Source organism: Paraburkholderia xenovorans LB400 (assembly GCF_000013645.1).
GTDB classification, from domain to species: domain Bacteria; phylum Pseudomonadota; class Gammaproteobacteria; order Burkholderiales; family Burkholderiaceae; genus Paraburkholderia; species Paraburkholderia xenovorans.
In genome coordinates this window covers 2,451,632-2,466,129 of sequence record NC_007951.1, presented here as the reverse complement: position 1 = coordinate 2,466,129, position 14,498 = coordinate 2,451,632, and the positions used below count along the sequence as shown (strand labels likewise).

Genomic DNA, 14,498 nt, shown 5'->3' with positions numbered 1-14,498 from the left:
CACGACCCGGACAGGCAGGATACGGGCCATAGCTATCAATGCTTTTCATGAAATGGGTCACGCACCAGCATTTCAAAAACTGGTACGACCACTTCCCGCAACCGTCGACAGCGGCGCGCGCAGCCGCAACAATCTCTCTGGCAACACGCCCGCGCGCCCGCGCTCACGGGCATTCCGACCGCTTCCGGCAAGCTCCGGCGAAGCGCGGCTTGAGGAGACACCCCATGAGTTACCAATACGATGAACGCGTCGACGGCCCGCTCGCGACGCACGACAAAGCCACCGTCGTCGCACAATTGCAGGCGCTGATCCCCGATCTGCCACTCCTTCACGAACAGGAAGACCTGCGTCCGTTCGAATGCGACGGCCTCGCCGCCTATCGCGCAACGCCCATGATGGTCGCGCTGCCCGACAAGGTCGAACAGGTCGAGGCGCTGCTGAAATTCGCCAACGCTCACAAGATTCCGGTGGTCGCGCGCGGCGCCGGCACGGGTTTGTCGGGCGGCGCATTGCCGCTGGACAAAGGCATTCTGCTGGTGATGGCGCGCTTTAACCGGATTCTCGAAGTCGATCCCGAGGCCTGCGTGGCGCGCGTCCAGCCCGGCGTGCGCAATCTTGCGATCTCGCAGGCCGCCGCGCCACATGGCCTGTACTACGCGCCCGACCCGTCGTCGCAGATTGCCTGCTCGATCGGCGGCAATGTCGCGGAAAACGCGGGCGGCGTGCATTGCCTGAAGTACGGGCTGACCGTCAATAACATCCTCAAGCTCGAGATTCTCACCATCGACGGCGAGCGCATCACGCTCGGCTCGGACGCGCTCGACGCGCCGGGTTTCGACTTGCTCGCGCTCTTCACCGGATCGGAAGGCATGCTCGGCATCGTCACCGAAGTCACCGTGAAGCTGCTCACCAAGCCACAAAGCGCGAAAGTACTGCTGGCCAGTTTCGACGACGTCGAAAAAGCCGGCGCGGCGGTCGCGCAGATCATCGGCGCGGGCGTGATTCCGGGCGGCCTCGAAATGATGGACAACCTCGCGATCCGCGCGGCGGAAGACTTCATCCACGCGGGCTATCCGGTCGATGCCGAAGCGATCCTGCTGTGCGAAGTCGACGGCGTGGAAAGCGACGTGCGCGAAGACGTGGCCTGCGTGGAAGCGCTGCTGCGCGCAGCCGGCGCCACCGACATCCGTCTCGCGAAAGACGAGGCCGAACGGCAGCGCTTCTGGGCCGGCCGCAAGAATGCGTTCCCCGCCGTGGGCCGTATCTCGCCCGACTACTACTGCATGGACGGCACGATTCCGCGCCGCGAATTGCCGCGCGTGCTCAAAGGCATCGAAGACCTCTCGAAGGAATACGGCCTGCAGGTCGCCAACGTGTTTCATGCCGGCGACGGCAACATGCATCCGCTGATCCTGTTCGACGCCAACGCGCCCGGCGAAACCGAACGCGCCGAGGCGATCGGCGCGCGCATTCTCGAACTGTGCGTGGCGGTGGGCGGCAGCATCACCGGCGAACACGGCGTGGGCCGCGAAAAGATCAACCAGATGTGCGCGCAATTCAATAGCGACGAACTCACCTTCTTCCACGCACTGAAAGCCGCATTCGATCCGCAAGGTCTCCTCAACCCCGGCAAGAACGTACCGACCTTGCATCGCTGCGCCGAATTCGGCTCGATGCACGTGCATCACGGCGCGCTGCCCTTTCCCGAACTGGAGCGTTTCTGATGCGCATCGAACCCGTCCCGATGGACGATAGCGAACGGCTCGTCGCCGAAGTTGCGCAAGCGCGTGCGAGCAACACGCCGCTCAGGATTCGCGGCGGCGACAGCAAGGCGTTTCTCGGCCGCCTCGTGCAAGGCACGCCGATCGACACGCGCTCGCATCGCGGCGTGGTGAGCTACGACCCGACCGAACTCGTGATCACCGCGCGCGCCGGCACGCCGCTCGCCGAACTCACCGCCACGCTCGATGCCGCCGGACAGATGCTCCCTTGCGAGCCGCCGGCCTTTGGCGGCGCGGCCACCGTCGGCGGCATGGTCGCGGCCGGGCTTGCCGGTCCGCGCCGGCCGTGGTCCGGTTCGGTGCGCGACTTCGTACTCGGCTGCCGCGTGATCACCGGCGAGGCGAAGCATCTGCGCTTTGGCGGCGAAGTGATGAAGAACGTGGCGGGCTACGACGTGTCGCGTTTGCTCGCGGGCAGCTTCGGCTGCCTCGGTCTGATCACGGAAGTCTCGCTGAAAGTGCTGCCCAAACCGCGCGCGCTCAGTTGTCTCACCGTGGATCTGGAAGCGGCCGAGGCGCTGCGCGAACTGTCCGCCTGGCGCCGCGCCGTGCTGCCGGTCAGCGCGGCCTGCCATGTGGACGGCCGTTTGCATGTGCGCCTCGAAGGCGGCGTGGGGTCGGTGGCGTCGGCGGTGGATCGCATCGGCGGCGCGGAGCTTGATCCGTGCTTCTGGGACGATCTGCGCGAGCACCGGCTGGCGTTTTTCGACGATCCGCGGCCGCTCTGGCGCCTCTCCTTGCCGAACGCGTCGCCGCTGACCGCGCTGCCCGGCGACACGCTGCTCGACTGGGCCGGCGCGCAACGCTGGCTGAAAAGCACCGCGCCCGCCGCGACGATCCTCCAGATCGCGCATGCCGCCGGCGGCCACGCGACCTGCTTCACTCAGCAAGCCGATGCCGAACCGTTCGCGCCGCTGCCGCCCACGTTGCTGCGCTTTCATCAGCAACTCAAGCGGCAACTCGACCCGCGCGGCCTCTTCAACCCCGGCCGCCTGTATGCCGGCCTCTGAACGCGGCCCCGCGAAGACCTGAAGGCGAAACCCCATCATGCAAACCAATCTCAGCGATGCCGCCAAAACCCTGTCGCGCGCGGACGAAGCCGAACAGATCCTGCGCGCCTGCGTACACTGCGGCTTCTGCAACGCGACCTGCCCGACCTATCAGCTGCTCGGCAACGAACTCGACGGCCCGCGCGGGCGCATCTATCTGATCAAACAGATGCTGGAGGGCGAACCGGTCACGCAGAAAACCCAGTTGCACCTCGACCGGTGCCTGAGCTGCCGCAATTGTGAAACCACCTGCCCGTCCGGTGTCACCTATCACGCGCTGCTGGATATCGGCCGCGCCGAACTGGAGCGGCGCATCGAGCGGCCGCTGTCCGAACGCGTGCTGCGCGAGGGTTTGCGCCGTGTGATCCCGCGCCCGGCGGTGTTCAATGCGCTCCTGAAGACCGGCCGCGCGATGCGGCCGTTTCTTCCGGCCGCGCTTGGACGTAAAATCCCCAAGCGAAGCGCCCGGACCAACGCTGGGACACACCCAAGGCCGGCGCCGCGGCATCCGCGCAAAATGCTGATGCTGGAGGGCTGCGTGCAACCCGCGCTGTCACCGAACACCAACGCGGCCGCCGCGCGCGTGCTCGACCGGCTCGGCATCAGCATCGTGAATGCCCCGCGGGCCGGCTGTTGCGGGGCGACCGACTATCATCTGAATGCGCAGGAGGCAGGCCTCGCGCGGGCACGGCGTAATATCGACGCATGGTGGCCCGCCATCGAGGCCGGCGCCGAAGCCATCGTGCAAACCGCGAGCGGCTGCGGCGCGTTCATCAAGGAATATGGGCATCTGCTGCACGACGACCCTCGCTATGCGTCAAAAGCGCAGCGGGTCAGCGAGCTGGCGCGAGACCTCGTCGAGGTATTGGCTAACGAGCCGCTCGGTCAGCTGCAAGCAAGCTTGCCAGGGCAGACTCGGCAGAGAATCGCGTTTCACTGCCCATGCACGTTGCAGCATGCGCAGAAGCTGGGCGGTGCGGTCGAGTCGATCCTGCGGCAACTCGGCTTCGATCTCACCGCCGTGCCCGAAGGCCATCTGTGCTGCGGATCGGCAGGCACGTATTCGATTACCCAGCCCGAGCTTGCGCAAAGGTTACGCAACAACAGGCTCGACGCGCTGGAAAGCGGCAAGCCGGAGATGATCGTCACGGCCAACATCGGCTGCCAGGTACATATGGACGGCGCCGGGCGCACTCCGGTGCGCCACTGGATAGAACTTGTAGAAGCATCCTTACCATAAACGAACCAGGAATTTCATTATGCTGAGCAAACCTGTGTTGACCCTTGCCGAAACGACCCGCATTCTCGAAGCCGCCCGCGCGGAAGCCGAGAAGAACCAGTGGGCCGTCGCCATCGTGGTGGTCGACGACGGCGGTCACCCGCTCGGACTGCTGCGTCTGGACGGCAGCGCGCCGGCCAGCTCGTACATCGCGACCGAAAAGGCCCGCACTTCGGCGATCGGCCGCCGTGAGACCAAGCTATACGAAGACATGATCAACAACGGCCGCACCGCGTTCCTGAGCGCACCGCTGCAAGGCACGCTGGAAGGCGGCGTGCCGGTGATCGTCGAGGGCCAGGTGGTCGGCGCGGTCGGTGTGTCGGGCGTCAAGTCGGATCAGGACGCGCAGATCGCCAAGGCGGGGATTCAGGCTATCGCCGCTTGAGTTCGCGTGCCGCCCGAATCCGCGGCGAATAACGAAACAGGCTAAACCGTTGCACAACGCGGGCCGATGCCCCCTCATCGGCCCCATTCAGATAGATGGAGCAGTCGATGACTCAGATGAACCCGCGCGGCGGACTGCAAGTCGCCGCCAACCTCGACCAGTTCGTCGAAACCGAAGCCCTGCCCGGCACCGGACTCGACAGCGCTGCATTCTGGTCGGGTTTCGACGCCCTCGTGCACGAGCTGGCGCCCAAAAACCGTGCGTTGCTCGCCGAACGCGACCGCCTGCAGACCGAACTGGACAACTGGCATCGCGCCAATCCGGGTCCGGTGCGCGATCTGCGTGCGTACCGCGCGTTTCTCGAAGGCATCGGCTATATCGTGCCAGTGCCCGCCAGCGTCAAAGCCACGACCGACCACGTGGACACCGAAATCGCCGAACAGGCCGGCCCGCAACTCGTGGTGCCGCTGTCGAATCAACGCTACGCGCTGAACGCCGCGAACGCGCGCTGGGGCAGCCTGTACGACGCGCTGTACGGCACCGACGCGATTCCCGAGGCCAATGGCGCCGAAAAGCAGAAGGCGTTCAACCCGGTGCGCGGCGCCGCGGTGATCGCCTATGCGCGCAGGTTTCTCGATCAGGCCGCGCCGCTCGCGAACGGCTCGCATGCCGACGCGACGCGCTATGGCGTCGAAGGCGGCAAGCTGGTCGTCACGCTGAAGAACGGCACGAGCGAGCTGAAGACGCCCGCGCAATTCATCGGCTATCAGGGTGAAGAGAGCGCGCCGTCCGCCGTGCTGCTCAAGCACAACGGCCTGCACTTCGAAATCCAGATCGATGCGAACGACTCGATCGGCAAGACCGATTCGGCGCATGTGAAGGACGTGGTGGTCGAAGCGGCGGTGAGCACGATCATCGACTGCGAAGATTCGGTCGCGGCCGTGGACGCGGACGACAAGGTCCAGCTCTACCGCAACTGGCTCGGCCTGATGAACGGCGACCTGACCGAAGAGGTCACGAAGAACGGCAAGACCTTCACGCGCCGGCTGAACGCCGACCGCGTCTACACGGCGGCGAACGGCACGGCGCCGGTCGTGCTGCATGGCCGCTCGCTGCTGTTCATCCGGAATGTGGGTCATTTGATGACCAATCCGGCGGTGCTGACCAAAGACGGCCACGAGATTCCGGAAGGCATTCTCGACGCGGTGATCACCTCGCTGTGCGCGTTGCACGACCGCAAGCACAAGCTGAATTCGCGCACCGGCTCGATTTATATCGTCAAACCCAAGATGCACGGTCCGGCCGAAGTCGCCTTCGCCAGCGAGTTGTTCGCGCGCGTGGAAGACCTGCTGAAGCTGCCGCGCAACACGATCAAGATGGGCATCATGGACGAGGAGCGCCGCACCAGCGTGAACCTGCTCGCCTGTATCAACGAAGCGCGGGAGCGCGTCGCGTTCATCAACACCGGTTTCCTCGACCGTACCGGCGACGAGATGCACACGGCAATGGAAGCCGGTCCGATGCTGCGCAAAGGCGACATGAAATCGAGCGCCTGGATTGCGGCTTACGAGCGCAGCAACGTGCTGGTTGGTTTGAGCGCAGGCCTGCGCGGCCGCTCGCAAATCGGCAAGGGCATGTGGGCCATGCCCGACCTGATGCACGCAATGCTCGAACAGAAGATCGCGCATCCGAAAGCCGGCGCGAACACCGCGTGGGTGCCCTCGCCGACCGCCGCGACGCTGCATGCCTTGCACTATCACCAGGTCGACGTGCAAGCGGTTCAGCAGGAACTGGAGCGCACGGATTATGCGAAGGTGCGAGACGAACTGCTCGACGGCCTGCTGACCATTCCCGTGGTGGCCGAGGCAAAGTGGAGCGACGACGAGATCCGCAGCGAGATCGACAACAACGCGCAGGGGATTCTTGGCTACGTGGTGCGCTGGATCGACCAGGGCGTGGGTTGTTCGAAGGTGCCGGACATTCACAATGTCGGCCTGATGGAAGACCGTGCCACGCTGCGTATTTCCAGCCAGCACATTGCCAACTGGCTGTATCACGGCGTGGTGAAGCGCGAGCTGGTTGAAGAGACGTTCAGGCGCATGGCCAGGGTGGTCGACGAGCAGAACGCCGGCGACCCGCTCTACAAGCCGATGGCGCCGGGCTTCGATACGATCGCCTTCAAGGCCGCGCAAGCGCTGGTATTCGAAGGACGCCAGCAGCCGAGCGGCTATACGGAACCGTTGCTGCATAAGTTCCGGCTGGAAGTGAAGAAGGAGGCTTGATGCCCCGGACGCCGGGCTGCGCGTGAAGCGCGGGCCGGCTGAGAGAAAGACGGGCGCCGCGTGGTTTGCGGCGCCCGTCTTTTTATTGGCGCCCGCTACTCGACCTCGCGAACAAACTTTTACGAATGGGGGACGAGCCATAGTTACGATAGTCTCTGCTCAACTAGCAAAGGCAGAGTGGTATGACTGTGCAGTTAAATCCGACTATGCACCATGACCCATCCTCAGCCGCCAGCGCCTACGTCTCTTTCCTGATAACCGGGGACACGGTATTGCCGGAATGCTGGACGGAATATTTTCAAGTAGCCCCCGATACAACGATCGTTAAAGGGCGCCCGTTTATCCTGCCATCCGGCAAGCTCAGCAAAGCCTTGGGGAAAACCGGTCTGTGGGGCGTAAGCAGTGAGCTTGCGGTACAAAGTGACTTGCTGGCCCCTCATTTTCGATACCTCGCAAGTCGCCTCGGCTTACCCCGTCAGGGCCTGCGTGAAGCCGTACAACAGGCCGGTGCGAAAGTACGACTCTCGTGTTTCTGGTTTGACCCATCGGGCCACCGTGTTCCCGACGTGCCTGAGGACATCCGGCTGATGATCGAATCTTTGGGAGGAGCCATTGAGATCGACGAATACCGGTAGCCGGCCGCAGCGCGGAATCAGCACGACTTCGGGCATACGCCTGAAAGGCCAGTGCGCCGAGAAGCCCTGAATCCAGACATCAACTCTGAACCGTAGGCCCGGAAGGCGAGTACCCGGCCACCCGTTCAGAGCGCCCAGGACTCGAAGTATCTCGCGACTCAAGCCGCTTCCGCCGCATACTGCGCCGGCACACCTTCCTGCATGTTGGTCTGCATATACGCCTGCAAATACGCTTCGAATTCCGCCTTCACTTCCGGATGACGCAGCGCGAATTCCACCGTCGCCTTCAGATAGCCCAGCTTGCTGCCGCAATCGAAACGCGTGCCGAAATAGCGATACGCAAGCACCTGCTCTTCGGTCAGCAGCGATTGCACCGCGTCGGTCAATTGCAACTCGCCGCCCGCACCCGGCTTCAACGCGCGGATATGCTTGAAGATGGTCGGCATCAGCACATAGCGGCCCACCACGCCGAGATTCGACGGTGCCTTGTCCGGCGCCGGCTTCTCGACTATGCCCGACAGCTTGATCACGTTGTCTTCCCATTCGCGGCCGTCCACCACGCCGTACGAGCGGCTGTCTTCGCGCGCGATGGTTTCCACGCCGATCACCGAGCTGTGATAGTGGTTGAACGTATCGACAAGCTGGCTCATTACCGGCTTCGAGCTGTGCAGCAGGTCGTCGGCCAGAATCACGGCGAACGGGCTGTCGCCCACCAGTTTCTCGGCGCACAGCACCGCATGGCCGAGACCGAGCGCTTCGGCCTGGCGCACATAGAAACAGTCGACATTGGCCGGCTTGATGCTGCGCACCAGATCGAGCAGCTTCTGCTTGTTACGCGCCTCGAGTTCGGCTTCGATCTCGTAGGACTTGTCGAAATGATCTTCAATGGCGCGCTTGCTGCGGCCCGTCACGAAGATCATCTCGGTGATGCCGGCGGCAATCGCTTCTTCAACCGCGTATTGAATCAGCGGCTTGTCCACGATCGGCAGCATTTCCTTTGGACTCGCTTTGGTAGCCGGCAGGAATCGTGTCCCGAGGCCCGCTACGGGAAACACGGCTTTGGTGACTTTCAGCATGGTAGGCATTCCCACATCGGTTAGAAATTAGTGTGTTCGCGGGCCAGGCGGCCAATTCGATGTCGCCGGAAAGACTAGCAAAAAATTACGCCAGCGCGCGCCTGAAATTTCCTCAATCCGAATAAATAAATTCATTCTATTTCGATATGCAGAATCGTCATAAGCAACAATTACATATTGAATGGTTTATTTTTGGATTTTCAGAAAATTCTACATATTTTGACAGCGGACCTGCGCAGATGTGACACGCAACGTGCGTGCGCGCCATCTCTTCAAGTTCCATTATTCGTTGTCGTCGAGCTGCGGCAGCTTGCCCGGGTTCATGCGAAAGCGGCGGATCGGCTCGTTGCGCAGCGCCTCCCGATAGGCGGAGGCGGCGACAAGGATCAGCAGCACGGCAATGCCGGCGAGTAGATGCAGGTTCATGACTTCACCTCGTGGTAGAGAATCCGTGTCTTAAATTAGCACGACAAAAGCGGTAAATAATTCGCCTCAGCACCCGGATATCCTCAATTACAATTCGTCACAAAATCGCCACTTAATTCAATTCACTCCGCAATTTTTTATCGATTTTTTTGCGTGCGCCGTGCACTAGCATGTCATGCACCGTGGACGCGTCAGGCGTCCGCGCGAACTCCGAACTCGTAAACCCGCCAAGCTGGTTTCCCTCCGTCAGAATAAGGACCGCGCATGAGCGACTCAGCACTGGATGCCGCCGGCTCATCCCTGCCCCTCTCCCCGCCTCGCACGGCGGCCGCGCCGCGTGCCCAGAGCGAAGCGCGCGCCGACAGCGCCGGCAAGGAGCATGTCATCGACGCGATGCGGGGCTTCGCGGCCTTGCTGGTCGCGTATTTTCATTGCCGCCAGGTCGAATGGGTCGGCATGCAGGCGTTTCACCAGAGCGTAGGCCACGCATTCAGCCTGAATGCGATTGCAGCGTATCTGACCTTCCCGATTGCCTGGGGCTCGGCGGGCGTGCCGATATTCTTCGTGATTAGCGGCTATTGCATTCACCGTGGCGGCGCGCTGCGGCTCGCCGCCAATCCCGCTTACCGGCTCGATATGGGCAATTTCTGGGTGCGGCGCTTCGCGCGCATTTATCCCGTGCTGCTCGCGGCGCTGGTGCTGACCTTCGCGCTCGACTGGTTCAGCCTGCACTTGCCGCCCGTCAATCACAAGATCCGCGAGATCGGCCTGCAGGCGTTTCTCGTCAACCTGTTTTCGCTGCAAGGCGTGGCCGGCAAGACGTTCGGCTCGAACGGCGCGCTCTGGACCCTCTCGCTCGAAGTGCAGTTCTACGCGATCTATCCGCTGCTGTTCGCGCTGCGCCGGCGCATCGGCATGACGTCCGTGCTGGCGATCGTCGCGGCGATCAACGTGGTGTCCGCCTACGTGCTGGAGCGTCACGACATCCAGTTCTTCACGTCGTACTGGTTTTCGTGGACGCTCGGCGCGTGGATCGCCGACGCCCGTGCCCGCAGCGCGCCGCAGGCCCGCCTGCCGGTGTGGCTGTATGCGCTCGCCGCGGCGTTCGTCGCACTCGGCTGCGCGGCATTTCATTTCGGCCAGTACGGTGCATTCCAGCTGTGGGCCATCGGCTTCGCGTTCTATCTGTACAAGGCGCTGGAGCGCGGCAACGCCGGGCGCGGCCCCGCGTTCGGCATGCGCGTGCTCTCGCGGCTCGGCGATTTCAGCTTCTCGCTGTATCTGATCCATCTGCCGATCTTCGTGCTGCTATCGTCGCTGCTGTTCCGCTCGTCGCTGCAAATGTCGATCTGGCCGTCGTTCGGCTACATGCTGGTGGCGGTGCCGGCGGCTTACGTGTTCTACCGGCTGGTCGAGTTGCCGGCCATGAAGTGGTCCGCCAGCTTCAAGCCGAAAGCGGCACTCAAACAGGCTTGAGATCCCCGCCACCAAACCGGGCCACAAAACCGGGCCGCAAAACGGGCGACAAAAAAACGGAGCGAAGGTCCTCGGACTTTCGCTCCGCTGCGCAAACGGCAGGGACTGGCCGAGTCCCTGCCAACCCCGCGTAAAAATCCTCCCTAAGCCGTTGCAGGGCCTGTCACACGCTTCAGAATCCGCTCGACACCCTCGACATAGGTGGCCGTGCCGAACCGGCTCAGCGCCGTCTGATACCCGTTCCTGACCAGCCGGTTGCGCAGTTCGTCGTTCGAGCGCAATTCGGCGAGCGTGTCGGCAAGGCCATGCGCATCCGCCGGGGTGCACAGCACGCCGTTCTCGTAGTCGTCGATGATCTCCAGCACGCCGCCCGCGCGTGCCGCCACCACTGGCCGCTGCGCCAGCATGCCTTCGACGATCACGCGGCCGAACGGCTCCGGCGTGATCGACGTATGGACGACCGCGTCGACCGCGCACATGCAGGCCGCGATATCGTGCTGGAAGCCGAGAAAATGCACCCGCCCGCCCAGGCTGTGCGCGGCGACGAACGCATGCAATTCGATCTCGTACTGCTCCTCGCCAAAGAGCGGCGCACCCACCAGCACCGCATGCATCTGCGGATTGAGGACCATTGCTTCGAGCAGCACGTGCTGCCCTTTCCAACGTGCGAGACGGCTGAACGAGCCCACCAGGAATGCATCCTCCGGCAAGCCGAGGCGCTTGCGCAGCGTCGCTTGCGGGACCGTGCGCAAGGCGTCGAACGGTGCGGCGGAAATACCGTTGAACACCACGTCGATGCGTTTTTCGTCGAACTGCGTCAGCTCGGCAAAGGCGCGCGCCGATGCGGCCGAATTGGCGATCACATGCGTGAGGCCAAGACGCGCGCACCATTTGATGATCGCCAGTTGCTTGCCGCCGAAATGCTCGGGGCTCACGATATCGCGCAGATGCCAGACCACCGGGCGCCGCGCCAGCTTGCCGGCGAGCGCGCCGATCACCATCGCGCGCTGGGTGTTCGCGTAGATCACATCGGCCTTGCGCGCGCGTTTGGCCGTGGCGCGCACGAGCGACAGCAGGCCTTTGAGCGCCTGGCCCTTCGGCAACGAGCCGCCCTGCTTGCGAACATGGCGCAGCGCGCCCGCGTCGAGCACGTCGACGGCCACGCCGGCTTTGGCGAGCGCGGTGCGGAACGGGCCGTCGTCGAACAGCACGACTTCGATGCGCGAGCGCAATGCCTTGACGATTTCCAGCAGCGACAGTTCGGCGCCGCCGAGCACCCCGCTTTGATCGACGGCCAGAATGCGCGGTCCGCTGGCCACGGTCCCGCCTTCGTATGGAACGTAGGGCGCGTACGGCGGCAGCGTCGCCGTGCGCAACGCCGGCACCGCGGCCCGCACATGCGCGAAGAAACGCTCGCGGAAATGCGCGGCCGAAAACTGCTCGGCGTTCGCGCGGCAATCCTGCGGCGAAAAACGCTTCACGTGGTCGTCGAAACGCTCGACCGCGGCGATGATCGATTCGGCATCCTGTTCATCGAAGAACATGCCGGTAGGCCGGGGCTCGGACAGATCGCGCACGGTTTCGAGCGCGCCGCCCTTGCCGTAGGCGATCACCGGCGTGCCGCAGGCCTGCGCCTCGACCACGGAAATACCGAAGTCCTCTTCCGCGGCGAACACGAAGGCCTTGGCGCGGCTCATCCGGTCCTTGAGCACCTTGAACGGCTGGTAGCCCATGATCTCGACGTTCGGCCCCGCCTTCGCGCGGATCTTCTGCATGTCGGGACCGTCGCCGATCACCACGAGCTTGCGCTCCGGCATGCGCGCGAACGCTTCGACGATCAGATCGATTTTCTTGTACGGCACCATTCGCGAGGCGGTCAGATAGAAGTCGTCCTTCTCGATGCAGAGCGCGAAGGCTTCGACGTCGACCGGCGGAAAGATCACGTGTGCGTCGCGCTGATAGACCTTCTTGATACGCCGCGCAATGAATTCGGAGTTGGCGACGAAGCCATCCACCGAATTCGACGTACGGATATCCCAGTTGCGGATGTAATGCAGAATCAGCCGCGCCATACCCGACTTCAGGCCGGCCGTCAGTTTCGACTGCCGCAGATACTGGTGCTGCAGATCCCACGCATAGCGGATCGGCGAATGCACGTAGCTGATATGCACCTGGTCGGGGCCGGTCAGAATGCCCTTGGCGACCGCGTGGCTACTCGAGATCACCACGTCGTAGGCCGACACGTCGAGCTGTTCGATCGCAAGCGGCATCAACGGCAGATACGAGCGGTACCTGGTGCGCGCGAGCGGCAGCTTCTGGATGAACGACGTCGTAACCGGTTTGCCGCGCAGAAAGCTGTGGTCGTCGAGAAAATCGACGAGGCTGAACAGGTCCGCGTCGGGAAAGCACGCAACGATCTGTTCGAGCACCTTCTCCGCCCCCGCATAGGTGACGAGCCAGTCATGCACGATTGCGACGCGCACCGTTTTGTCGCTGCGGAAGACCGCGCGGCGTGGCGCCTGAACGCCGGGAACGGTGGTGAGTTCGGCCAGTGCGCTGCGCGTCGCGGGTTGCAGCACGGCTTCTTCAAGGACTTCGTGGTTCATGCGCTTTTCCTCGGATTCAGTCGTAACAGCAGTAATCGCGCAAGATCGCGCAGGGCGGGTGTCATGGTGATCGACCAGGCGAGGTTCGCGCCCACCATCAAGACGCCGGCAACCATCGCCGCCGCGAGACCCGGTAGAAAACTGGCAAGCCACAGGCTGGCCAGCAGGAAAGCGAGGTGGGCGAGCATGTCGAGCGCGATCTGCCGCGCGTGAATCGCCGACAGGCGCAGCAACAGCGCGTAGTCGAACAACGCCCGGCCGGCCACGGCCACTGCCGCGCCGGTCAGGCCGAAATGCGTGATGCCGAACCACAATGCCCCTGCAAACAGCGGCAATTCGAACAAACCGACGCGCGCGGCGGTGGCCGGATTGACCTGCGACTGGATCAGGATCCGCGTGACGTTCGCCTGGCCGACGAGCCACACGGCGACGATCATGATGCGGCCCACGGGCGCCGCCACGGTGGCGATCTCATTGCCGACCCACAGATGCAGGAACGGTTCGAGCACCAGCATCGCGACCAGCGCGACCGGAGTGAACACACCGTTGAGAAACTCGAGCGATTGCCGGGTGATGGTGTCGGCATCGGCACGTCCTACCGCCGAAAGGCGCGGGAACAGCGTGCGCACCAGCGCCGTCGGCACGATGTTCAGACGCGTCACGAGGTTTTGCGGCACCGTGTAATAGGTCACGAAACGCGCGCCGAGACTCGTGCCGAGCATCACGCGGTCGAGCGAGTCGGCGATCATGGTGGTGACGCTCGCAATCAGCATCCAGCCGCCGAAATTGAACAGCCCTTTCGCCACGCCGAACTGCGGCGGCAGAACCCGGCGGATCTCCAGCACTTTCAGCGCGGAACGGCCCAGCAGCAGCGCGGCGATGATCCGCGCGAACACCGCGGCGGCCAGCACGTTCTGCAAGGTCGCGCCCAGCCACAGCGCGGCGCCGAGCGGCAGCAACTGGAACAGGAAGGTGCCGATGGTCTGATTGGTGTTGTAGACGCCGAAGCGTTCCGCGCCGTTGATCGCACCCGCGAACACCCACGACACGTTGGCAATCGGAATCGCCACCGCGAGCCACGGCAGCGCCATATACACCTCGTGTTGCAACTCGGGCGAGACCTTGGTGAAATACGCCGTGTAGAGAAACGCGCCGAAATAGATGATCAATCCGCCTATCACGCCGGTCGCGAGATTGAGCCACGTCGCGCTCCAGAACACGCGGGCGCTCTCTTCCTTGTCGCCGGAAGCGCGCGCCTTCGAAATGTGATTCTGCGCGGCCATGCTCATGCCGAGATCGAGAATCCCGAAGTAGCCGATCAGCGTCCACACGAGACTGATCACGCCGTAGCGCTCGACGCCGAGCAGCCTGATATACGACGGCACGGTCACGAGCGAGACGAAAGTCGGCAGCACCAATCCGAAGAAATTGATCGCTACGTTCTTGAGAATGCCTTTGTCCATCGGATGCCCTGGTTTGTCTGCGGTTGCCTGCGATTGCCTA

The 14,498-nt window shown here is 63.5% G+C and carries 11 protein-coding genes; 7 read left to right on the top strand and 4 right to left on the bottom strand.

Annotated elements, in window-relative coordinates; genetic code table 11:
- The first annotated feature begins 224 nt into the window (after positions 1–224).
- The 6 genes from glcD to BXE_RS10960 all read left to right on the top strand — a co-directional run bounded on the left by glcD (position 225) and on the right by BXE_RS10960 (position 7,411).
- Positions 225–1,724 carry a glycolate oxidase subunit GlcD gene (gene glcD, locus BXE_RS10985; protein ID WP_011488365.1) on the top strand — a complete coding sequence of 500 codons (1,500 nt, stop codon included), beginning with the start codon at positions 225–227 and terminating at the stop codon, positions 1,722–1,724.
- A complete protein-coding gene (gene glcE, locus BXE_RS10980; RefSeq protein ID WP_011488364.1) occupies positions 1,724–2,791 on the top strand; it encodes a glycolate oxidase subunit GlcE in 1,068 nt (355 codons plus the stop codon). The genes glcD and glcE overlap by 1 nt, the downstream gene beginning before the upstream one ends.
- Before the next feature lie 37 nt (positions 2,792–2,828).
- A complete protein-coding gene (gene glcF, locus BXE_RS10975) occupies positions 2,829–4,070 on the top strand; it encodes a glycolate oxidase subunit GlcF (protein ID WP_011488363.1) in 1,242 nt (413 codons plus the stop codon).
- Between the two features lie 19 nt (positions 4,071–4,089).
- On the top strand, positions 4,090–4,494 hold the full coding sequence (locus BXE_RS10970) for a heme-binding protein (RefSeq protein ID WP_007181944.1): 405 nt from the start codon (positions 4,090–4,092) through the stop codon (positions 4,492–4,494).
- Positions 4,495–4,601: 107 nt separating this feature from the next.
- Positions 4,602–6,776: a malate synthase G gene (locus BXE_RS10965; RefSeq protein ID WP_011488362.1), complete on the top strand. Its 2,175-nt coding sequence runs from the start codon at positions 4,602–4,604 to the stop codon at positions 6,774–6,776.
- A 182-nt stretch (positions 6,777–6,958) separates the two neighbouring features.
- Positions 6,959–7,411 carry a DUF4279 domain-containing protein gene (locus tag BXE_RS10960; protein WP_011488361.1) on the top strand — a complete coding sequence of 151 codons (453 nt, stop codon included), beginning with the start codon at positions 6,959–6,961 and terminating at the stop codon, positions 7,409–7,411.
- A gap of 158 nt (positions 7,412–7,569) precedes the next feature.
- On the opposite strand, the gene galU is transcribed toward BXE_RS10960, so the two are convergent.
- Both galU and BXE_RS46495 read right to left on the bottom strand, forming a co-directional pair.
- Positions 7,570–8,487, bottom strand: coding sequence for a UTP--glucose-1-phosphate uridylyltransferase GalU (galU, locus tag BXE_RS10955; protein WP_007181946.1), 918 nt, complete (start codon positions 8,485–8,487; stop codon positions 7,570–7,572).
- 282 nt (positions 8,488–8,769) lie between these two features.
- Positions 8,770–8,913 carry a hypothetical protein gene (locus BXE_RS46495; protein ID WP_007181947.1) on the bottom strand — a complete coding sequence of 48 codons (144 nt, stop codon included), beginning with the start codon at positions 8,911–8,913 and terminating at the stop codon, positions 8,770–8,772.
- A 264-nt stretch (positions 8,914–9,177) separates the two neighbouring features.
- Between BXE_RS46495 and BXE_RS10950 the strand changes: the two genes are divergently transcribed.
- A complete protein-coding gene (locus tag BXE_RS10950) occupies positions 9,178–10,389 on the top strand; it encodes an acyltransferase family protein (RefSeq protein ID WP_011488360.1) in 1,212 nt (403 codons plus the stop codon).
- A 143-nt stretch (positions 10,390–10,532) separates the two neighbouring features.
- Here the strand turns inward: BXE_RS10950 and BXE_RS10945 are convergent, their stop codons facing one another.
- Both BXE_RS10945 and BXE_RS10940 read right to left on the bottom strand, forming a co-directional pair.
- Complete coding sequence (locus tag BXE_RS10945) at positions 10,533–12,995, bottom strand: glycosyltransferase family 4 protein (RefSeq protein ID WP_011488359.1); 2,463 nt, start codon at positions 12,993–12,995, stop codon at positions 10,533–10,535.
- A complete protein-coding gene (locus tag BXE_RS10940) occupies positions 12,992–14,458 on the bottom strand; it encodes a flippase (protein ID WP_011488358.1) in 1,467 nt (488 codons plus the stop codon). The genes BXE_RS10945 and BXE_RS10940 overlap by 4 nt, the downstream gene beginning before the upstream one ends.
- Positions 14,459–14,498: the final 40 nt, after the last annotated feature.

Excerpts from the sequence above, each read along its gene's own strand:
- BXE_RS10940 (WP_011488358.1), bottom strand. The coding sequence starts at position 14,458 with ATGGACAAAGGCATTCTCAAGAACGTAGCGATCAATTTCTTCGGATTG.
- BXE_RS10965 (WP_011488362.1), top strand. The coding sequence starts at position 4,602 with ATGACTCAGATGAACCCGCGCGGCGGACTGCAAGTCGCCGCCAACCTC.
- galU (WP_007181946.1), bottom strand. The coding sequence starts at position 8,487 with ATGCTGAAAGTCACCAAAGCCGTGTTTCCCGTAGCGGGCCTCGGGACA.
- BXE_RS10960 (WP_011488361.1), top strand. The coding sequence starts at position 6,959 with ATGACTGTGCAGTTAAATCCGACTATGCACCATGACCCATCCTCAGCC.
- BXE_RS10945 (WP_011488359.1), bottom strand. The coding sequence starts at position 12,995 with ATGAACCACGAAGTCCTTGAAGAAGCCGTGCTGCAACCCGCGACGCGC.
- glcD (WP_011488365.1), top strand. The coding sequence starts at position 225 with ATGAGTTACCAATACGATGAACGCGTCGACGGCCCGCTCGCGACGCAC.
- BXE_RS10950 (WP_011488360.1), top strand. The coding sequence starts at position 9,178 with ATGAGCGACTCAGCACTGGATGCCGCCGGCTCATCCCTGCCCCTCTCC.
- BXE_RS46495 (WP_007181947.1), bottom strand. The coding sequence starts at position 8,913 with ATGAACCTGCATCTACTCGCCGGCATTGCCGTGCTGCTGATCCTTGTC.
- BXE_RS10970 (WP_007181944.1), top strand. The coding sequence starts at position 4,090 with ATGCTGAGCAAACCTGTGTTGACCCTTGCCGAAACGACCCGCATTCTC.
- glcE (WP_011488364.1), top strand. The coding sequence starts at position 1,724 with ATGCGCATCGAACCCGTCCCGATGGACGATAGCGAACGGCTCGTCGCC.
- glcF (WP_011488363.1), top strand. The coding sequence starts at position 2,829 with ATGCAAACCAATCTCAGCGATGCCGCCAAAACCCTGTCGCGCGCGGAC.